Raw genomic sequence first — 19,969 nt, 5'->3', positions numbered from 1 at the left:
AGCGACGCCAAGGCCGAGTATGAGAACTGTCCTTCCATCCATGACCTTCACCTTCGACTAGAAGAGCATATCGAAGAACGGCGTCCGGAGCTAGTCAGGCTACCCGCGACCTCTTACTCCCGGCCTTCCTACAAAGCGCGACAAGTCCCCCGCATGAGAGTATATTGATCATGGTGCAGGTCGCGGTTTGTGTGGGCCAATCATGCAGAACGGCAGCACCGTAAAACGCGACCTTACCGGACCTGGTCTGGAGGAATGGTCATGGCAAGCTTTCACGTGATAGCAGGCGCCAGCGAGACGCTGGAACACACCAGAGTTCGAAAAATCGGTGTCTCCGATCTTTTTGATGCGCTCAGGCGTGGGGTCGATGATTTTATGGTCAAGCCGTCGCACATCGTTTTTCTCTGCCTGATCTATCCGCTTGCCGGGGTCGTGCTTGCTGTCTGGACATCAGGCAACAACACGCTGCCATTGCTGTTTCCGCTTGTGTCCGGCTTTGCACTGATTGGTCCGTTCGCGGCGATCGGCCTCTATGAGATCAGCCGGCGACGGGAAGCCGGGCTCGATGCCTCGTGGAGACACGCCTTTGAGGTCAGGAGTTCTCCGGCACTGCCGGCTATCGCGGCGGTCGGCATCATGCTGCTTGCGATCTTCATCGCCTGGCTTTTGACGGCCCAGATATTTTACCAGACCCTGTTCGGCCCGGCGCCGCCGCAATCGCTGTCCAGCTTCATCAGTGAAATATTCGCCACGGGACGCGGCTGGACGCTCATCATTCTGGGTCACGCCATCGGCTTCGTGTTCGCCGCGGTTGTGCTATGCACCACGGTCGTCGCATTCCCGTTGTTGCTCGACCGCGATGTCGGGGCCTACGAAGCCATCCACACCTCGGTGCGCGTTGTCCTGGCCAACCCGATCGTGATGGCGGTGTGGGGCCTTATCGTCGCCGTCGCCCTGATCATCGGCTCGCTGCCAGTGTTCGCCGGGTTGGCAGTCGTGCTGCCGATCCTTGGTCATGCCACCTGGCATGTCTATCGGAAAGTTGTGGAATCGCCGCCGGCCACCAGACCGTGAGCTGAAAACCTGCCGTGCCCGCACCGGCGAAAGTGCCGGGTGCGGGCAGGGTGGGGGCAGAGCTTTCAATAGGCCGGGTGGCTGAAACGGGCCTGGCGCGCGTCCTTTGTCAGGTCGCGGAAATCCTTGCCGCTCACATGCACAAGCGTCTTGTGGTCGCCGCCCTCGAAATAGACTTCGGGAGCGTCGCCGAGGCTTTCGTCGAGGACCACCGGCACATCATAGGCAGCGCCGATCGGCGGCACAGCGCCGACGTCGCAATCGCCGAACAACGAGACCACCTCGTCTTCGGAGGCTAGCCCAAGGGGCTTGTCCATGACATCCTGCAATGTCGCGAGTTCTATCCGGTGCGTGCTTGGAACCACGGCCAGCGCGTAGCCACGGTCGTGGTGAACGACGACCGATTTGGCCATTATGCTGCCAGGCACATGTGCCGCAATGGCAGATTGTCTGCTTGTCGCCGTGCGGTGATGCTCGACGGTGTCGTAGGAAATTCCTTTCCTATCGATGAAGTCCTTCAGTCTGTTTGCGATGGTCATCTTGGGCGCCCCTTGCTGGTGTTCGCGACGCATGTGGAAACGCCGGCATCGCCTGTCGTTTCCGATACCAACAGAAATGGACCAGCCGTGGATTGTTTCAAGGCGAAGGCTCCAGGACCGGACCGCCTGGATCCGGATTGCATGTCAGGGCCCGGCCCCGAAAAACGCCATTCGGGTGAGAAGCGTGTAGTCCGCTTCGAAGACCATCATCGTCACGAACACCAGCACCAGCACCGGCGGCAGGATGATTGCATATGTCAGCGCCAGCCGTTCCCAGGCCATGTGCATGAAGATGGCGACGATCAGCCCTGCCTTGAGGATCATGAAGATCAGGATCAGCGACCATCTGAGATAGCCGTGGAGACCGAAATAGTCGACCAGATAGGAGCAGGTGCTGAGGATGAACAACCACGCCCAGACCACCAGATAGAGCTTGATCGGGTGCTCCTGATGAACCTCCGCCGGGGTAAACCCGGTCGTCGTCGCATCATGGGTATGGGCGCTGTCCAGCGCATGCTGTCCCAGGCCGTTTGCGGTTGCTTCAGCCATGTCCTGCCTCTCACCAAAGATAGAAAAATGCGAAAATGAACACCCAGACCAGGTCGACGAAATGCCAGTAAAGCCCCATGATTTCGACGTTCTCGTAGCGGCCCCTCCGGCTGGTGAAGAAGCCGGGCCGTCCGACATCGTAATCCCCGCGCCAGACCTTTCGCGCCACGATGATCAGGAAGATCACCCCGATCGTCACGTGCGTGCCGTGGAAGCCGGTGATCATGAAAAAGGATGCGCCGAACTGGGCAGCGCCCCAGGGATTGCCCCAAGGCCGCACGCCCTCGGTGATCAGCTTGGTCCATTCGAAGGCCTGCATGCCGACGAAGGTCGCGCCGAGTGCTGCGGTCAAGAGCATCAGCACTGCCGTCTTGCGGCGGTCGCGGCGGTAGCCGAAATTGACCGCCATGGCCATCGTTCCGCTGCTCGAGATCAGCACGAAGGTCATGATGGCGATAAGGATCAGTGGAATGTCGGAGCCACCGATGCGCAGGGCGAAGACCTCGCTCGGATTGGGCCACGGCACGCGTGTTGAGATACGCGCGGTCATGTAGGAGAGCAGGAAGCAGCCGAAGATGAACGTGTCGCTGAGCAGGAAGATCCACATCATGGCCTTGCCCCAGGACACGTTTTTGAACGCCCGCTGATCCGAGGACCAGTCGGCGGCGATGCCTTGCAAGCCTGCGGGCCGCAGCTCTGTTCGGCCGATGTGGGCCAGTGTCGTCTCTGCCATCCGCCCATTCCTCCTAGGTCAGCAACCCTCGGCAAATGTCGATTAAAGTCGAAGCCCAGCCGGCCAGAAGCGCAAAGATGGCGAGCCAGATGAAAAGCAGGAAATGCCAGTACATGGCGCACAGCTCGACACTGAGGCGAAGCCGCTGCGGCTGCGCTCCGTTCCAGGCGCCGACGCTCGTTCTGCCCAGCCCGACCAGTCCTCCCAGTATATGCAGGCCATGCATTCCCGTTAGCAAGTAGAAGAAGCTGTTGGCCGGATTGGATGCCAGAAAATAGCCGTCCGCACTCAGTTCCCGCCATGCCACAAGCTGTCCAATCAGGAAGACGAGCGCCGTGAGTCCAGCGGTGGCGAGGCCAAGCCTGACCATGTCCACTTGACCCTTGCGCGCCGCGAGCGAAGCGCACTGTATCGCAATGCTGCTCAAGACCAGTACGCCGGTGTTAAGCCAGAGCAGGGGCGGGATGGGCAGCGGCCGCCAATCCGACAGCGCCATGCGCATGAAATAAGCACTGGTGAACAGCGCGAACAGGCAGCCGACGACGGCAAGGAAGACGCCGAGACCGATCTTTGCGGTCGGCAGCGCCGATCGGTCCAGAGCGACAAAATCCCCGATCATACCTTGCTCGAGCCACGGCTTCGTCATTAGCCGCTGATGGGAAAGCCACCACCCGGCAATACCGGCGATCACGAGCAGGAAGACCAGGATTACGCTCATGCCGGCTCCCTGGAGGGCGCGAAGGAGCCCGGAACGTTTTGCGGTATGAAGTCCTCCTTGGCTCCCGGTACGCTGTAGTCATAGGCCCAGCGATAGACGATCGGCAGATCCTTGCCGAAATTGCCGTGGGCGGGCGGTGTTTCGGGCGTCTGCCACTCGAGCGTCGTTGCCCGCCACGGATTGCCGCCAGCCTCACGGCCATGGCGGATGCTCCAGATGAGATTGAACAGAAACACAATCTGGGCAAAACCGACGATAAAAGCCATGATGCTGATGAACGAGTTCAGGTGGTGGGCCGATTCCGTCATCACCGTCATGTCGGTCAATTCGTTGTAGCGCCGCGGCACGCCCATCAAGCCGAGATAGTGCATGGGAAAGAAGATCAGATAGGCGCCGAGGAAGGTGACCCAGAAATGGAACCGGCCCAGTGTCTCGTTCAGCATCCGGCCGGTGACCTTCGGATACCAGTGATAGATCGCGCCGAAAATCACGATGATTGGAGCGACCCCCATGACCATATGGAAATGGGCGACGACAAACATCGTGTCCGACAGTGGAACGTCGACGACGACATTGCCGAGAAATAACCCAGTCAACCCGCCATTGACGAAGGTGACGATGAAGGCCAGGGCAAAAAGCATCGGTATGGTGAGATGGATGTCGCCGCGCCACAGCGTCAGTACCCAGTTATAGACCTTGATGGCTGTTGGAACGGCGATGATCAATGTCGTGGTGGCGAAGAAAAAGCCGAAATAGGGATGCATGCCGCTGACATACATGTGGTGCGCCCAGACCACGAAACTCAGCGCGCCGATGCCGACGATGGCCCAGACCATCATGCGGTAGCCGAAGATGTTCTTGCGCGCATGGGTGCTGATCAGGTCGGATACGATGCCGAAGGCCGGAAGCGCCACGATGTAGACCTCTGGATGGCCGAAGAACCAGAACAGATGCTGGAACAGGATCGGGCTGCCGCCGCCGTGCTGCAACTGTTCGCCCATCTCGACGATCGCCGGCATGAAGAAGCTGGTGCCGAGCGCCCGGTCGAGCAGCATCATCACGCAGGCGACGAACAGCGCCGGGAAGGCGAGCAGCGCCATGACGGTGGCGGTGAAAATACCCCAGACAGTAAGCGGAAGGCGCATCAGCGTCATGCCGCGCGTGCGGCCCTGCAGCACCGTCACGACATAGTTCAAGCCGCCCATGGTAAAGCCGACGATGAACAGGATCAGCGAGACAAGCATCAGGATGATGCCCCAGTCCTGGCCGCCTGGCGTACCGGTCATGATCGCCTGCGGCGGATAGAGCGTCCAGCCGGCACCCGTCGGTCCGCCGGGCGCAAAGAAGCTCGACACCAGGACCAGCACGGCGAGCAGATAGATCCAGTAGCTCAGCATGTTGACATAGGGAAAGACCATGTCGCGAGCACCAACCATCAACGGAATCAGATAGTTGCCGAAGCCGCCCAGGAAGAGTGCCGTGAGCAGGTAGATCACCATGATCATGCCGTGCATGGTGATGAACTGGTAGTAGGCCTCCGGGGTGATGAAGTCGAACGTGCCGGGGAAGCCGAGCTGCAGCCGCATCAGCCAGGACAACACCAGCGCCACCATGCCGATCGCTGTCGCCGTCGCCGAATACTGGATGGCGATGACCTTGGCGTCCTGCGAGAAAACGTATTTCGTCCACCAACTGTGCGGATGGTAGAGTTCCATTTCCGCGACTTCGGCCGGCGGTACCGCATCTGCAGGTGTGATATCGACCATAGGAACACCTCCGTGCCCTTTTCGGCCAGCCCGACAGTTCGGGCTTGCCGCACTATTTTCAATCCCGACGGCGCGCCGTCGTTCCGGTTCCCTACTCTGCCGAGCCCATCTGCTGGGGCGCGGACAGCTGCGCAAAAGTCTGCTGCTGGCCAAGCCACGCCAGATAGTCTTCCTGAGTATCGACCATGACCACGCCATGCATCATCGGATGTCCCTGGCCGCAGAGTTCGGCACACAGGACCTGGAAGGTTCCGGTCTTGGTCGGAGTGAACCAGAAATAGGTGACCGAGCCCGGGATCATGTCCATCTTGGCGCGGAATTCCGGCACGTAGAAATCGTGCAGCACATCGATCGACCGGAGCAGCATCTTGACCGGTTTGCCAACCGGGAGGTGCAGGTCGGCCGCTTCCACTACGACATCGTCCTGGCCGTTGACATCGGCGGCGATGACGCCGAGTGGATTTTCAGCGTTGACGTCGCGGGTGTCCGATGTGCCGAGCTTGCCGTCCTTGCCGGGGAGGCGGAAACTCCATTGCCACTGCTGGCCGACGACTTCGACCTCGGTTGCGTCGCTTGGAACGTTGACGAACCGGCTCCAGACGAACAGGCCGGGAACGAGCAAGGCCGTGACGCCAACCGCGGTGACGACCGTCAGCCAGGATTCGAGCCGCCTGTTCTCAGGTTCATATGCCGCCTGATTGCCTTCCCGATGACGGAAGCGGAAGACGCAATAGGCCATGAAAAGAACCACGGCGGCGAAGACGACGCCGGTGATCCAGAAAGTTATGATGATGGTTTTGTCGATATAGTCCCAGTTTGAGGCAATCGGCGTCCACCACCATGGGCTCAGGAAGTGGAACAACACCGAGCCCACGACTATCAGAACGAGTACAAGCGCAACGGCCATGTCCCGGTTCCTCCCGGTATTCCAAGCGGCGCAAAGCCGTCCCGGGAAATACCAAGTGCATCATAACTTGATTTGCGATGAAAATTCTAGAGCCGGCTGTGGGAAGGGCAAAAATACCATTTCTCGGCGCTGGCGGTCCTTAGGCTCGGCGGTGATCAGGGCAGGCCTTCATCCAATTCCAGCTCAGCCGCCCGATGGCGAGCGCGCTGCAAACATCGTCAGCGTCGAGTAACCGGCAATGGCGGCACGCCGATGTGCCCGGCAGAATCACCGGAACGGCGATCGTCGCGCGCAGGTTCTGCAGGAACAGCAGCATGACGAAGAACGCCAGCACGATTGCTTGGAGCAGTGTCGGTTCCACCTGCTCGACCGACAGCTCGACGAAGGGAGTGGAGCCACTTTATTGGCCGGCAGATGTCACCCGCCAAACTGTGTTGCCGACGTCATCAGCGATGAGCAGGGCCCCGGTTTTGTCTACAGCCAGGCCGACAGGCCGGCCGCGCGCCTTGTTGTCCTTATCCAGGAAGTCAGTCACCACGTCGGTAGCGACGCCGCTCGGATGGCCGCCGCTGAATGGTACGAACACCACCTTGTAGCCATTGCGCCTTGGACTCGACCACCAGGACGTCGCCATTGGGCAGCACATAAAGCGACCGCGGATGCTGCAAGCCGTGGGCAAAAGCCTGGATCTGCAGCCCCTGCGCGATTGTCGGCTTTTCGTCGTTCTTCCATCCGACCACGGAAGCGAGATGCATGGGCGGGAAGAAATATTGGATCGGTTCGGGCAGGTTTGGATTTGGCCCTATCTGCCTGCCGGGATCTGGGTCGTTGCCGCTGCATGCGGCAAGCGTGATCGCCGCAGTGCCAATGAGGACGGACACCGCGATGCGCCTGGTCTGACTGATGGAGCTTGCTACGCGCATCAATCCGCCACTCCGACGTGATGCCGGTAAACCATGGACCAGCCCAGCCAACCAGTGAAGATGAGGATGAGCACGACAACCGCCGAGAGGATCAAGCCGGTAGGAACGATGGAGGTCCATGCATCGCGGGTGTGCACGAGCATGTTGATGATGGATAACGCCAGCGCCAGAAGATTGCCGAGCACGTGCGGCCAGGCGGGGGGCTGTGCCCTTATCAGCGGATTGGCCAGGAAATCGATCAGCCCCGCGATCGCTGCTAGGCAGCCCATGATCACGCCGATGGTAACCAGCCAAGCGGAGAAGTCAGCCCACATCATCTCCGCTGTTCGCCAATAGGCTAGATCCGTCAGCAGGGTGCCGACGAAGCAGGCGATCGGAAATGGCACGAGCATCGGATGAATAGGATGTCCCGCAATCCTGGCCGTCGAACGCGGATTGTCACCGACCATAATGCGCCACCCTTCCTATTCTCGTCCAAACAACCGCCTGCCCGGCCTCCGGCGGCTGTTGCCGAGAGACCGGCAGACGACCGATAGATCCGTCAGGCCCAAAAAAGGGCGCTGGCTGGCTGCGCCTGTTAGGCGGCGGACTGGGTCGGCGGGTTCTGATACATCATCCAGAGCTCGATCGCCGCCAGCACGGCGACCAGAATGCCGATCACGACATGCACGGTCATCGCCGTGGTCGCCTGGAATCCAAGCACCCAGGGCGATGCGAGAACCCACAGTCCGACGACCAGGTTCACCCACTCTTCCCACACGGCAAATGCTGCGAGGGCGGCAACCGAAAGCACGACGATCAAGATTCCGCTGCCGAGGGCGTTCTGCGTCTGCGGGCCTGCCGCAAATGTGAAGATCCAGGGAGAGAAGAACAGAATTGCCCCAAGGATCAGGTTGGCTACGTCACAGAGCCTGGCGTTTGTCCACTGGTTCATGGCATCCTCCATAAGGAGCGTTTATGGCTCCTGAGTTCGGCAAGGTGGTGCCTGAGTTCGGCGAGATGCGCCCGAAGCCGCTCACTCCGTGTCACGGTAGTGCCCTGCCCGGCTGGAATTCCGCATCTGGCGGTACTCCAGCCAAATCCAGCTATCTAACTGAATTCCGGGCTTTATGTTCCATTCGGCACCGGCACGCCTGGATCAATTGGTGGTGATCGAACAAATCCAAAGCTGCCTGTCAGGGGGCGGCGGGGCGGCGGCGCGTAGCTCATTCTGTCTTTTTATCGAGCCGGTGAAACATTTCTCAGGGATCGCAGTTCTTGGATGCAGAGGAGTTGAATAAGGGAAACCTGATTGCACGGGAGGAGCACGGACGGCACAACTATAAATACGCTCTGCATAGAATACTTCGCAACGGGAAGCTCTCGCTTGTCTTGGTTGCCGCCGAAGCTTGTTTGAAAGACGGCGATCGCCGCCGAAAAGATTTTCTAAATGAAAATAGCCCAGATCGCACCGCTAACCGAATCCGTGCCGCCCCGAACCTACGGTGGAACCGAGCGAATTGTTTCGTATCTGACCGAAGAACTTGTCCGACAGGGCCACGAGGTGACGCTGTTCGCCAGCGCCGATTCTCGTACCTCAGCCGAGCTGGTGCGGTGTTGCGACGTCGCGCTGCGCCTGAACCCCAGGGTCCAGGACGGTGGTCCGCACCATGTTATGATGCTTGAACGGGTGCGCCGGCGAGCCGATGAATTCGACGTTTTACATTTCCACGTCGATGTCCTGCACTTCCCCATAATTCGGGATTTTGCCAGACGAACGGTTACCACGCTTCACGGCAGGCTCGACCTGCCCGATCTGGCGCAGCTTTATGCGATGTTCGACGACGTTCCCCTGGTCTCGATTTCCTTCGACCAGCGCCGGCCCATGCCACCCGTCAATTGGGTTGGAACCGTGCATCACGGCCTGCCCCGCGATCTTCTGCCATTCCACCCGAACACCTCTGGCTATCTTGCGTTTCTCGGTCGCATCTCGCCGGAAAAGGGGCCGGAAACGGCCATAGAAATAGCAGCGCGGGCCGGGATTCCTCTGAAGATCGCCGCCAAGATCGACAAGGTGGACCAGTCGTTCTGGAAGGAAAGGGTCGAGCCGCAAGTGCTGCGGCATTCGAACGTGGAGTTCATTGGCGAGATCGATGAGCGGCAAAAGGCGGATTTTCTGGGCAATGCGAAAGCGCTTTTGTTCCCAATCGACTGGCCGGAACCCTTCGGGCTCGTAACGATCGAAGCAATGGCCTGTGGTACGCCGGTGGTTGCGTTCCGGCGTGGCGCCGTCCCGGAGATCATCGATGACGGTGTGTCCGGATGGATCGTGGATACGGTGGAGGAAGCTGTGGGCGCGCTCCGGCGCATAGACAGCCTCGAGCGCGCACGAGTGCGGCAGACGTTCGAGACGAGGTTCACGGTCGAGCGCATGTGCAGCGATTATGTGGCACTTTACCGAGCACTCACGAGCGGCAGAGCAGACGCAGTTGACCCCACAAACGAGCTCTCCAGAAACATCGCGATGGTGGCCGCGGGGGCTGAGGAACCGACTAATCCACATGCAGACCACGACGGTGGCGTCGGGGGTCGCCTGCGGGGTCTTGTCGCCGGGCACGGCGACTGCGCCAGGAGCCTTTGATCAGCAGCAAGCCTTCCCGGAGCTATGGCTTTCGCGAGCGGCGGCGCACACTGCCGCCCGGTCCGGATTGACGCGCGATATTTTCGCTGCAAAGGTACTTTAACGACTTGTTTACCATGCGTCAGTCAGGGGTGGGGGGAATTTGGAACGGTTTCTGGGCGCGAACCGCCTTAATTGGGATGATCGGGCCGAACTGCACTCGACCGACACAACGGGCAGCTACCACATCGAGAATGTGCTGGCCGGCGGATCCAATCTCTATGAGCTGGAAACGCGCGAGCTCGGCGATATCGCCGGAAAGGATATCGTCCACCTGCAATGTCACATCGGTCTTGACACGATCAGCCTGAAGAATCTCGGCGCAGGCAGCGTGACCGGGCTCGACTTTTCACCGACGGCGATCGTGGCGGCGCGGGATTTTGCTGCGAAGGCAGGCACCGACGTGCGCTTCGTGGAAGCGCCACTGTTCGAGGCGGTGGAAGCGCTCGGTCGGACCTTTGATATCGCTTATGTTACCTGGGGTTCGGTAAACTGGCTGGACGACGTGTTCCGTTGGGCGCGGGTGGTTGCCGATCTCCTGCGACCCGGCGGCCGCCTCTACATGGCCGAGGGCCATCCATTGATGTTTCAGTGCGATCGAAAGGCCGCAGCCCTGGAATTGAAGCATGACTGGCGAACGCCGATAGCTCGGCCGCTCGCCTGGAACGAGGAACTGACCTACACCGGCGATGACCGCATCTTGAAGCATCCTCGCTATTATGAGTGGATCCACCCGATCAGTGACGTGGTGAATGCGCTGATTTCAGCGGGTCTGACGCTCGATTTTCTCAATGAGCATGACACCGTTTCGTGGCAGCACTTTTCATTTGCAGTGCGGGCCGGCAAGGATATGTACGGCCTGCCGGAGAACTCTCCCAAGATACCGATGGCCTATTCCATTGGCGCGACGAAACGCAGCGTCGGCAAGATACCGTACCTTGTGTCTCCCAAGGCGATTGAGGGCCACTAGTCCAGGCCAACGCTCTTGAGTACTCGGGTCGGAGCGTCGAAGTGTGCAATCGCGCTCGCGCTCCTTGATCTTCCGAGCAAGCATGGTCTAGCTGGCCTCTCTGTGGGTCCGTTTCCACAGACGAACGCCTTGAGATGAGCAGGAAACGGCGGCCGGCCGCCGTTTCTTGCTCCCATCAGATCTCCTCGCGAATGGTCAACAGACTCTGGATCCCCGGCGCCAGCGCATCGCAATCAGTGGGACGATGTCAGTGGAAGTCGGCAGCTGGCTCCAGCCGCTCGGGCCTGCAACATCAGCAATGGGTCGGAAAGCGCAAAAGCTCTAAGGAGCGTGAAGGTCAAATTAAACATTGAAAGCTAATGTTTCCTCATCGGGTCGACCCGGGAACCTGAAATGGCACTTGAGGAATCGCCTATTGGCTTTTTTCCGCGCTAGGTTCGGCGGCATCAAGGAGGTCGTCTTTTCGTCGGCAAATATTCCGGCGGCGATCGCGCTTGTCGTCATACTTATCAGCGCAGCGTTCGCGGAGCACCAGAACAAAGTCGTCTCGGACCAGGCCGTCCGTGCGGACGTGCTGACCAAGGTCAATCTCATCCGTGCCAAGCTCGAAGGCAATATCAACGGAAACCTTCAACTCGTGCGTGGATTGGTCGCGGCGGTCGTGACCGAGCCCTATATGGGACAGCAACGCTTCGCCTCGCTGGCGAGCAACCTGTTTGGCTCCGACTCGCAATTGAACAATATTGCCGGCGCGCCCGATCTGGTCGTTTCCCTGATGTACCCGATGGAGGGTAATGAGCAGGCGATGGGCCTGGACTACCGCAAGAACGAGCGGCAGCGTGCGGCTGCGCTAAGGGCGCGAGATGAACGCAAGCTGGTGCTTGCCGGTCCCGTCGAGCTGAAGCAGGGAGGACAAGGCTTCATCGGCCGCTTTCCGGTTTTCGTGCCGAGCGCGGGCAACACGGAACGATTCTGGGGCATTATTTCCGCCGTTGTCGACGTGCAGCGCCTTTACAGAGCGAGCGGCATGCTTGACGACGATCTCGGGATCGACGTCGCGCTGATCGGCAGGGACGCCCTTGGTCACCGTGGTGGTCAATTCTACGGCAATGAGGAGATCAGCAAAAGCGATCCGGTGACGGCTGACGTTTTGCTTCCTTCCGGTTCGTGGCAGCTCGCTGCCATTCCCAAGAATGGCTGGCCTTCGACGCCAAGTAACGCATGGTTGTTGCGCGCGATCATGGCGACGGCCGGGGCCTTGGTTGTGTTCCCCTTCCTGGTCACTGGCCGTCTGATAGGCGAAAGACAGCGCAATTATGCGGAATTGCGCCGATTGTCACGGCGCCTTGAACTCGCCCTGGAAGCTTCGGCTATCGGGGTTTGGGAACACGATCTCGCGACCAACGAGCTTACATGGGATGAACGCGTCAATGAAATATATGGCAAACCAGCGGGGGAGCACCGGGGCTACACAGACTGGGCGGGAGCGATCCATCCAGATGATCTGGCTGGCGCCAACGCAGATTTCGATAGGGCGGTGGCCAGCGGACGACCGTATTTGTCGGAGTACCGGATTGTGCGCCCGAATGGCGAAATCCGTCATGTCCGGTCCAAGGCGATCCTTTACCGTGCCACAAACGACACCCCAAAAATGATCGGCGCGGAATGGGATGTGACTGCCGACGTCCTGCTGAACAAGGATCTGGTTCGCGCAAAACAGCTGTCCGAGTCGAAAAATGCAGAACTCGAGTCGGCCAAGGCGCGCATAGAGCACATCGCGCTTCATGACTCGCTGACCGGCTTGCCCAATCGGCGTTACCTCGACCAGGTACTGGAAGACTACGCGGCAAACGCCAGGCGCTCAGGCGGTCATGCGGCACTGCTTCACATAGATCTGGATCGGTTCAAGCACATCAACGATACGCTGGGCCACGCCGCCGGTGACGCGATGTTGGTTCACGCGTCGACAGTCCTCAGATCGAAGGTCGGCGACGAAGGATTCGTCGCCCGCATCGGAGGAGACGAATTCATCGTTCTGTGCGTGGTACGCGACGATACCAAGCAACTGGCGCTGCTTGCCGATCGGGTAATCAGCCAAATGCGCGAACCCGTCTACTATCAAGGCCATCGATGCCGTTTTGGCGTCAGCGTGGGTATAGCTGTCGACAACGGAAAAGGTGTCGAAGCCAAACACCTGCTGGTAAACGCCGACATCGCGCTTTACCGAGCAAAGAGGCGTGGGCGCAATCGATACGAATTCTTCACTGGCGCGATGCAAAGCGAAATCGTCGATACAAAGCGGATCGCCGACGAAATTCTCGGCGGCCTCGAGCGCAACGAGTTCATCCCGTTCTACCAGCCCCAATTTGACGCAAAGACGCTCGAAATCGTTGGGGTTGAGGCGCTGGCGAGGTGGAGACATCCAGTAAAGGGTATTTTGGCGCCCGACGTCTTCCTGAGGATTGCAGAAGAACTGAACGTCGTCTCGTTCATCGACCAAGCCATATTGAAGCAATCGCTTTTGGATTTCGAAGAGTGGTCCGCTGCAAAACTTCGCATTCCGCGGGTGTCGGTCAATGTCTCGGCGCGGCGCCTTCAAGACGAGGAGCTCATCAAGAGCCTGCGAGAACAAAATATCAAGAAAGGAACAGTTTCGTTTGAGCTTGTTGAGTCGATTTTCCTGGATGAGAACGACGACCTTGTCACCTGGAACATCGAGCAGATAAAAGAACTGGGGATTGACGTCGAAATAGACGATTTTGGTACCGGTTACGCTTCGATGGTCAGTTTGCTGAAGTTGCAGCCTCGCCGGCTGAAGATAGACCGGCAGCTGGTCACCCCAATCGTCAAATCGCCGCAGAGAAGGCAGGTTGTCTCGTCGATCATTGAAATCGGCAAGTCGCTGGGTATCGAGGTCGTGGCGGAAGGCGTCGAGACGATGCAGCATGCACGGCTACTCAAGGGCCTGGGCTGCGACATATTGCAGGGTTATGCCTTCGGCCACGCGTTCGATTCCGAGGGACTTAAGACCTTTGTCCGATCGCGGCGCATGCGCACGGCCAGCTGAGCCTCGGCGCCGGAGTTTACCGACCCGACCCGCCTTGAGCGTCGCGGTACATCCGCGCAACAAAGCTGAAAACAACAAACCTCAAATCAGCAGCAGGCCCTTCATGCTGGAGTGGCCTTTCCTGCCGATGATGATGTGGTCGTGAACGGCAATGCCCAGCGGTTTGGCCGTCTCGATGATCAGCTTGGTCATCTCGATGTCGGCGCGCGACGGCGTCGGGTCTCCCGACGGATGGTTATGCGCCAGAATGATCGCCGTGGCGGAGAGCTCCAAGGCGCGCCTGACCACCTCCCGCGGATAGACCGGTGTGTGGTCGACGGTGCCGACCTGCTGGACTTCGTCGGCGATCAGCGCGTTTTTCTTGTCGAGGAACAGGATGCGGAACTGCTCGCGCTCCTCGAAGGCCATCACCGACCGGCAGTATTCGAGAACCTGCGTCCAGGTCGACAACAGCTCGCGGCCGGCGATCTCGCCGCGCGCCATGCGCTGCGCCGTTGCCGCAACCACCTTGAGGTCGAGCGCCACCGCCGGGCCGATGCCCTTCACCTCCTGCAGGCGCTCGACGGGCGCGCCGAGGACCTCGGCCAATGTACCGAAGCGTGCCAGCAATGCCTTGGCGACCGGCTTGGTGTCGGCGCGCGGGATCAGCCGAAACAATAAAAGCTCGAGCAGTTCGTAGTCGGGGAGGGTGTTGGGACCGGCCGCGAAGCGCTCGCGCAGGCGGTCGCGATGACCGAGATAATGCGGCTTGTCGGCGGCCACCGCCTTGGCGGGCGATCGCACCGGCCTTTCGGGAAAGAAGGCCCGCTCGTCGTCGTCACCGTTCATGGCTGCCCCACCAGCATTGGCCGGGCAAGGTAACGCCCGATCTGCCAGACACTAGGCCCGCAGGCCGGGGCGGTCGAGATTTTTTGGCGATAGCGTGAAGATCTCGCAGCCGGTCTCGGTGACGCCGATCGTGTGCTCGTACTGCGCCGACAGCGAACGGTCGCGCGTCACCGCGGTCCAGCCGTCCGACAGCACCTTTACATGCGGCCGGCCGAGATTGATCATCGGCTCGACGGTGAAGATCATGCCCGGCCGCATCTCGACGCCTTCGCTGGCGCTGCCGTAATGCAGGATGTTCGGCGCGTCGTGAAACAGCCGGCCGACGCCGTGGCCGCAGAAATCGCGCACCACTGAGCAACGCTCGGCTTCGGCATAGGTCTGGATGGCGGCGCCGATGGCGCCGGTGCGGGCGCCCGGCTTGATTGCCGCGATGCCGCGCATCAGGCACTCATACGTGACTTCGAGCAGCCGCTCCGCGGCACGCTTGATCGTGCCCACCGGATACATGCGCGAGGAGTCGCCATGCCAGCCGTCGAGGATATAGGTGACGTCGATATTGACGATGTCGCCATCCTTCAACGGCTTGCTGTCGGGTATGCCGTGACAGACGACGTGGTTGATCGAGGTGCAGGATGATTTCGTGTAGCCGCGGTAGTTGAGCGTCGCCGGAAGCGCGCCATGGTCCATGCCGAACTCGAAGACGAAGCGATCGATCGCTTCGGTGGTGACGCCGGGCGCCACCATCGTCACCAGTTCGTCGAGGCAGCGCGCGGTGAGATCGCAAGCCTTGCGCATGCCGACAAAACCTTCCTCGTCGTAAAGACGGATCTGGCCGGTGTTTCTGAGCGGTGCCGTGGCGGCGTCGAGATAGGTGACCATTTTTATCCGTCTTGCAGAGATGCGAGGCTGGATGAGCCTCCGCGAGAGAAATCTCCCCAGATTTGGCACTGGAAAGCGCAAGGTTCAAGGACGAACTGCCGGCGACGGCCGAAGACCGGCGATATTCACGCCCTGGGGGCATTCTCCTTGCGTGTAGCGGCCCATGCTTCCGCCGGGTTCATTGGCTACCGTAGTGACGACACATTTCTAGGCGAGAAGCGGCCCAAGCATTAAGCCGCCACGGCAATTTTTTTGCGACGAACGGCGTTGCTGCGGGGGCGTCGGGTTCGGGAGAGATCGAATGGACAGACTGCAATTCGAGGTGCCGGTGCGGATCGCGCCTGTGCCCGGCCAGCCGGTCGAGGAAATCTACAGTGTCGAGCAGGCGCTCGATTTCCTGCAAACGTGGCCGGTTCGCCGGAAGGGGCCAACCTACCAGGCCGCATTCAACGCCTGTTTTGGTGCCACGGTGGACATCGTCGAGACCGAAGACGCATGGCGGGCCTTCATGGCCTTTTGCCGGGTGAGCGGCCTCCTTGCCAGGGACATGATGGTTCCACGCAAGCGCGGCGGCGAGGCGAGGGGACTGCGGGCGTAGGAAGCCTTCGACACAATCCTCAGTCTGTCTTCGCCTCCTCTTGCCGACATCCCCATCAGAGTGGCGGGTCCAGCAAAGCTTGCGCAGCATCACGCTGGCGATAGACATATGCCAAGTTGAAATTGCTGGTACGCCCAAGGGGAATCGAACCCCTGTTACCGCCGTGAAAGGGCGGTGTCCTGACCGCTAGACGATGGGCGCGCTCAGATGTGAGCGCTTATAGTTGCGTCGCGACAAACCGGCAACCCGTCTGGCGCCGGCTGCGACAACTTTTTTCCTTTGGCTCCAAACCGCGTTTTTCCGACAGCCAAACTGGTTTTTGCGGCATGATGCAACGCCGCCGAGGGGAGCCTTCGCAGTGGCGGAAGAACCTCGCCCTAGCCGCGCCTGCGGCAGCGCCAGTTCCAGTCGCGCTCGGGCCCGACATCGACGTGAACGGATTCGGTGTGACAGTAGGTGCCAACGCCGCCGCGGCCCGGCATGGTGCGGAGGTAGCTCGCCAGTTCCCATTTCGAGACGCCGGGAACCTGAATGTCGGCGGCGGCGCAGTACATGTGCAGCGAATTCTTGGCGCCGTTGGCGCGGCGGTTGCGGGCCGGATCGCGATAGCCGGAGGTGACCGTCATCTTGCGGCCGTAATGGCCTTCGATCGTCTTCAGCACGCGAACCAACGACGGCTTCAAGCAGGCAACATCGACGCTTTCGTTTTGTTTCAGGAGGCCATTGGGCGCCAGCCGGGCGAGGCCGGCGGCGGAGGCGACCTGGTAGGCGCCACCCGAACCTTCGTCTTCGTTGAGATCGACATCACTCTCATCGTCGAGGCCGGATTTGCGCTTGATCTCGAACAGCGCCGTCTGGCGCACGCCGGGCAGCGCATCGGCCGTGAAGTGGCTGGTATCGCCTGTCGACACCAACTGCACCGGTTTTTCAGCCGGATTGGCCGAGGCCAGGGTAACGGTAGGTTTTGCCGCAGGCGTCGCGTTGGCCTGCACGACCGTTGGTTGCCCGCCCGATCGACTGTTGGCCGGCGATGCCGCCGAAGCGGGGGTGGCGCTGAACAGCGAGGCCAGGAAGTTTTTCTTCGGTGCGTAGGCCTGTGGCTGCGGCATCTCGCCGGCGGTCACATAGACCGGGTTGTTCATCGCCGGTGCGGCTGCCTTGGCGTCGGACTTCGATGCGCCGGCATCGGCGGCGGCACTGTTCTGCGCCACAACGTTGGCCTGTTCAGCCGCCTCGGCGTTTGGATGCAGCGGTTGCGGCGTGTGTCCCGCGATCGTCTCGGCTGCCGTGGGAACGGCGATCGGGAAGCCGGCATCGGGCTTGGCCCCTGGCTTGGCCACGGGCACATAGGCGACCTGCTCGGGAAGGTTGGCGTCGCCCTCTGCATTCATCGTCATTTGTGCGGTTGTCATCTGCGACGATGACGCGGCCGTGCTGGCCTGGGGCGCACCGGCGGCCGTGCTGATTTCGGTAGCCGAGGTATTGTAGCCTGGCATGCCGACCGACATGGTCGGGTCGCCGGCGGAGGTGCAGGACGCCAGGAGCACCGAGAAAAGCGCCGCCACAATGGCGCGGCTTTCTCCCTTCGCGAGGCGCGATCCTGCTGATCTCAAAACAAAATTCCCCCTCGATATCCGACCGGTTCGTCATTGGCGCGGCGTCGAAACGTCTCGTCGAAATGACCCTTGTTCCCCGAACCGGAAACGAGACCTGTGTCAAATCTGCAAGCCTCAAAGTAATTTGGCGGCTAGAGGATGAATCAAGGCTGCTCAGGGTTGACGGCACCATTTCGCCCGCTTTTGGCGGCGCGTCAACTCACCACACATTACAGATGGTTACACGCGCACCTTGACATAGGTGCCGGGGGCTTCGCCTAGAACTTGCATATGCTCGCCCGGTTTGCGGGCCGGTACGCGGGTATTGTCCTTGGCTTCGATCCAGCGTTGCCAGTGCGGCCACCAGGAACCGGGATGGTCGGTGGCCCCGGCGAGCCATTGGTCGAAGTCGCCGGCCGGCTTGCCGCCGGTCCAGTAGTGATATTTCTGCGCCGCCGGCGGATTGACGACCCCGGCGATGTGGCCGGAGCCGGCCATGACGTAGTCGACCTCGCCGCCGAAATAATTCGAGCCGAGGAATACCGAAAGCGCCGGCGCGATGTGGTCCTCCTTAGAGGCGAGGTTGTACACCGGAATGGTAACGTCCTTCAGCGAAACCGTGCGGCCAGCCAGTTCCATCGTGCCTTGGGAAAGCCTGTTCTCGAGATAGCAATTGCGCAAATAGAAAGAATGGTTGGCAGCGCCCATGCGGGTCGAATCGGCATTCCAGTAGAGCAGGTCGAAGGGCAGGGGATCCTTGCCGCGCATGTAGTTGTTGACGACATAGGGCCAGATCAGGTCGCCCGAGCGCAGCATGTTGAAGGCGGTCGCCATCTTGGTGCCGTCGAGATAGCCTTTTTCGTTCATCGCCTTTTCGACGGCCGCGACCTGCTCCTCGTCGACGAACACTTTTAGATCGCCGGCATAGGTGAAATCGACCTGGGTGGTGAAGAAGGTGGCGGATTTGATGCGCTGGTCGCCTTCCTGCGCCATTAGCGCGAGGGCTGCCGCCAGCAGCGTGCCGCCGACGCAATAGCCGATGGCGTTGACTTCGCTTTCGCCGGTGGCTTTTTCGATCGTGTCGAGGCCGTATTGCAGGCCCTCGCGGATATAGGCCTCCCAGCTCTTGGCGCCGTGCCGCTCGTCCGGGTTGATCCACGAGATGACAAAGACGGTGTGGCCTTGCTCGACCGCCCAGCGAATGAAGGATTTTTGCGGATTAAGGTCGAGAATGTAGTATTTGTTGATCCATGGCGGGCAGATCAGCAGCGGCCGCTTGAGTACGGTCTCGGTCGCCGGATCGTATTGCAGGATTTCGGCGACGTCGCTGCGGCCGACCACCTTGCCGGGCGTGGTGGCGAGATTCTTGCCGATCTCGAAGGGTGAATAATCGGCCTGCCGCAGCTTCAGGTCGCCCTTGCCTGCGGCAATGTCCTCGGCCAGCATCTTCATGCCGCGCACCAGATTTTCGCCGTTCGAGGCGATGGTCTCGCGAAACAATTCCGGATTGGTCAGGATGAAATTCGACGGCGAGATGGCGTTGGACACCTGCCTGACATAAAAGCTGGCCTTGTGGCGGGTGTGCTCGTCCAGGCCGTCGGCGTGCTCGACCAGTTCGGCCGCCCAGCGCGAGGTGACCAGATACGCCTGTTTCAGAAAATCGAAGAAGGCGTTGCGGCCCCATTCGGGGTCCTGGAAACGCTTGTCGCCGCGCTCGGGCTTGACCGCGTCCTCGGCGTCCTCGGCGCCGGCGCCGATGCGCTGGACGGCGTTGGCCCAGACGGTCATGTAGCCGGAAAACAGCCGCGTCTGCGCCTCCAGCGCGCGCTGCGGGTCGGAGAGCCAGTACTCGGTGAGCTTGGAGAAGGTCTTCACCATGTCGACGACCGGCTCGGCGACGTGATCGCGCACCTCGCCCTTTTCCCGCGGCTCGGCCCATGCCGAGGCGGCCTTGCCGGCCTGCTCGATCATGCGGGCCATGTTCAGAGCGAAGCGTTCCGGGTCCTTCACCAGATATTGCTCGACGGTCGAAGGTTGGTCATCTTCCGCTTTGCCCGAATCGGGTGTTTTGGACATGGTTCGCGGGGTTCCTCCCGAAGCGTTTTGTTGACATATTACCATGGGATATCGGACAGGGTCCAATGTGCTCTAACCCGCCCGCCAG

Annotated in this window: 18 protein-coding genes, 1 tRNA gene and 2 pseudogenes; 5 read left to right on the top strand and 16 right to left on the bottom strand. The window is 60.5% G+C overall.

Annotated features, from left to right (window positions below; all coding sequences use genetic code 11):
• Window positions 1–261 precede the first annotated feature (261 nt).
• Window positions 262–1,074 (top strand): DUF2189 domain-containing protein, encoded by an 813-nt coding sequence (locus tag NKJ40_RS16970; RefSeq protein WP_352466994.1) that lies wholly within the window; start codon window positions 262–264, stop codon window positions 1,072–1,074.
• 65 nt (window positions 1,075–1,139) lie between these two features.
• On the opposite strand, the gene NKJ40_RS16965 is transcribed toward NKJ40_RS16970, so the two are convergent.
• The 11 genes and pseudogenes from NKJ40_RS16965 to NKJ40_RS16920 all read right to left on the bottom strand — a co-directional run bounded on the left by NKJ40_RS16965 (window position 1,140) and on the right by NKJ40_RS16920 (window position 8,143).
• The gene (locus NKJ40_RS16965; RefSeq protein WP_352466993.1) at window positions 1,140–1,613 is read right to left on the bottom strand and encodes an aminoacyl-tRNA deacylase; all 474 of its coding nucleotides are present in this window, start codon (window positions 1,611–1,613) and stop codon (window positions 1,140–1,142) included.
• 144 nt (window positions 1,614–1,757) lie between these two features.
• Window positions 1,758–2,162, bottom strand: a complete 405-nt coding sequence (locus NKJ40_RS16960) for a cytochrome C oxidase subunit IV family protein (RefSeq protein ID WP_352466992.1) — start codon at window positions 2,160–2,162, stop codon at window positions 1,758–1,760.
• A 10-nt stretch (window positions 2,163–2,172) separates the two neighbouring features.
• On the bottom strand, window positions 2,173–2,895 hold the full coding sequence (locus tag NKJ40_RS16955) for a heme-copper oxidase subunit III family protein (protein WP_352466991.1): 723 nt from the start codon (window positions 2,893–2,895) through the stop codon (window positions 2,173–2,175).
• A 13-nt stretch (window positions 2,896–2,908) separates the two neighbouring features.
• Window positions 2,909–3,613 carry a cytochrome c oxidase subunit 3 gene (locus NKJ40_RS16950; RefSeq protein WP_352466990.1) on the bottom strand — a complete coding sequence of 235 codons (705 nt, stop codon included), beginning with the start codon at window positions 3,611–3,613 and terminating at the stop codon, window positions 2,909–2,911.
• The gene (gene ctaD / locus NKJ40_RS16945) at window positions 3,610–5,379 is read right to left on the bottom strand and encodes a cytochrome c oxidase subunit I (RefSeq protein WP_352466989.1); all 1,770 of its coding nucleotides are present in this window, start codon (window positions 5,377–5,379) and stop codon (window positions 3,610–3,612) included. The genes NKJ40_RS16950 and ctaD overlap by 4 nt, the downstream gene beginning before the upstream one ends.
• Window positions 5,380–5,470: 91 nt before the next feature.
• On the bottom strand, window positions 5,471–6,286 hold the full coding sequence (gene coxB, locus NKJ40_RS16940) for a cytochrome c oxidase subunit II (protein ID WP_352466988.1): 816 nt from the start codon (window positions 6,284–6,286) through the stop codon (window positions 5,471–5,473).
• 207 nt (window positions 6,287–6,493) lie between these two features.
• Window positions 6,494–6,680 (bottom strand): annotated as a pseudogene (locus NKJ40_RS16935) (efflux RND transporter permease subunit); the annotation flags it as partial.
• A gap of 6 nt (window positions 6,681–6,686) precedes the next feature.
• Window positions 6,687–6,890 (bottom strand): annotated as a pseudogene (locus NKJ40_RS31945) (PQQ-dependent sugar dehydrogenase); the annotation flags it as partial.
• Window positions 6,814–7,167, bottom strand: a complete 354-nt coding sequence (locus NKJ40_RS16930; RefSeq protein ID WP_352466986.1) for a hypothetical protein — start codon at window positions 7,165–7,167, stop codon at window positions 6,814–6,816. The pseudogene NKJ40_RS31945 and the gene NKJ40_RS16930, both read right to left, overlap by 77 nt.
• 41 nt (window positions 7,168–7,208) lie before the next feature.
• The gene (locus NKJ40_RS16925; RefSeq protein WP_023678897.1) at window positions 7,209–7,658 is read right to left on the bottom strand and encodes a DUF2231 domain-containing protein; all 450 of its coding nucleotides are present in this window, start codon (window positions 7,656–7,658) and stop codon (window positions 7,209–7,211) included.
• A 128-nt stretch (window positions 7,659–7,786) separates the two neighbouring features.
• The gene (locus NKJ40_RS16920) at window positions 7,787–8,143 is read right to left on the bottom strand and encodes an SPW repeat protein (protein ID WP_352451366.1); all 357 of its coding nucleotides are present in this window, start codon (window positions 8,141–8,143) and stop codon (window positions 7,787–7,789) included.
• Between the two features lie 495 nt (window positions 8,144–8,638).
• Between NKJ40_RS16920 and NKJ40_RS16915 the strand changes: the two genes are divergently transcribed.
• The 3 genes from NKJ40_RS16915 (at window position 8,639) to NKJ40_RS16905 (ending at window position 13,905) form a co-directional block, all read left to right on the top strand.
• Window positions 8,639–9,829 (top strand): glycosyltransferase family 4 protein, encoded by a 1,191-nt coding sequence (locus NKJ40_RS16915; RefSeq protein WP_352466985.1) that lies wholly within the window; start codon window positions 8,639–8,641, stop codon window positions 9,827–9,829.
• Window positions 9,830–9,971: 142 nt separating this feature from the next.
• Window positions 9,972–10,838 carry a class I SAM-dependent methyltransferase gene (locus tag NKJ40_RS16910; protein WP_023678894.1) on the top strand — a complete coding sequence of 289 codons (867 nt, stop codon included), beginning with the start codon at window positions 9,972–9,974 and terminating at the stop codon, window positions 10,836–10,838.
• Window positions 10,839–11,325: 487 nt separating this feature from the next.
• On the top strand, window positions 11,326–13,905 hold the full coding sequence (locus NKJ40_RS16905; protein WP_352467046.1) for a bifunctional diguanylate cyclase/phosphodiesterase: 2,580 nt from the start codon (window positions 11,326–11,328) through the stop codon (window positions 13,903–13,905).
• Between the two features lie 81 nt (window positions 13,906–13,986).
• Here the strand turns inward: NKJ40_RS16905 and radC are convergent, their stop codons facing one another.
• Window positions 13,987–14,733 carry a RadC family protein gene (radC, locus tag NKJ40_RS16900; RefSeq protein ID WP_023720155.1) on the bottom strand — a complete coding sequence of 249 codons (747 nt, stop codon included), beginning with the start codon at window positions 14,731–14,733 and terminating at the stop codon, window positions 13,987–13,989.
• Window positions 14,734–14,784: 51 nt separating this feature from the next.
• Window positions 14,785–15,612, bottom strand: coding sequence for a type I methionyl aminopeptidase (gene map, locus NKJ40_RS16895; RefSeq protein WP_352466984.1), 828 nt, complete (start codon window positions 15,610–15,612; stop codon window positions 14,785–14,787).
• Window positions 15,613–15,913: 301 nt separating this feature from the next.
• Between map and NKJ40_RS16890 the strand changes: the two genes are divergently transcribed.
• The gene (locus NKJ40_RS16890; protein WP_023678889.1) at window positions 15,914–16,210 is read left to right on the top strand and encodes a DUF982 domain-containing protein; all 297 of its coding nucleotides are present in this window, start codon (window positions 15,914–15,916) and stop codon (window positions 16,208–16,210) included.
• A gap of 126 nt (window positions 16,211–16,336) precedes the next feature.
• Here the strand turns inward: NKJ40_RS16890 and NKJ40_RS16885 are convergent.
• The 3 genes from NKJ40_RS16885 to phaC form a co-directional block, all read right to left on the bottom strand.
• A tRNA-Glu gene (locus NKJ40_RS16885) sits at window positions 16,337–16,411 on the bottom strand.
• A gap of 176 nt (window positions 16,412–16,587) precedes the next feature.
• Window positions 16,588–17,718 carry a YcbK family protein gene (locus NKJ40_RS16880; protein ID WP_352467045.1) on the bottom strand — a complete coding sequence of 377 codons (1,131 nt, stop codon included), beginning with the start codon at window positions 17,716–17,718 and terminating at the stop codon, window positions 16,588–16,590.
• 327 nt (window positions 17,719–18,045) lie between these two features.
• Window positions 18,046–19,881: a class I poly(R)-hydroxyalkanoic acid synthase gene (phaC, locus tag NKJ40_RS16875; protein ID WP_352466983.1), complete on the bottom strand. Its 1,836-nt coding sequence runs from the start codon at window positions 19,879–19,881 to the stop codon at window positions 18,046–18,048.
• Window positions 19,882–19,969 lie beyond the last annotated feature (88 nt).

The sequence above is a fragment of the Mesorhizobium sp. M0119 genome (genome assembly GCF_040322615.1).
Taxonomy (GTDB): domain Bacteria; phylum Pseudomonadota; class Alphaproteobacteria; order Rhizobiales; family Rhizobiaceae; genus Mesorhizobium.
Note: the sequence above shows the minus strand (reverse complement) of the source record. Positions and strands in the feature narration are given on the sequence as shown.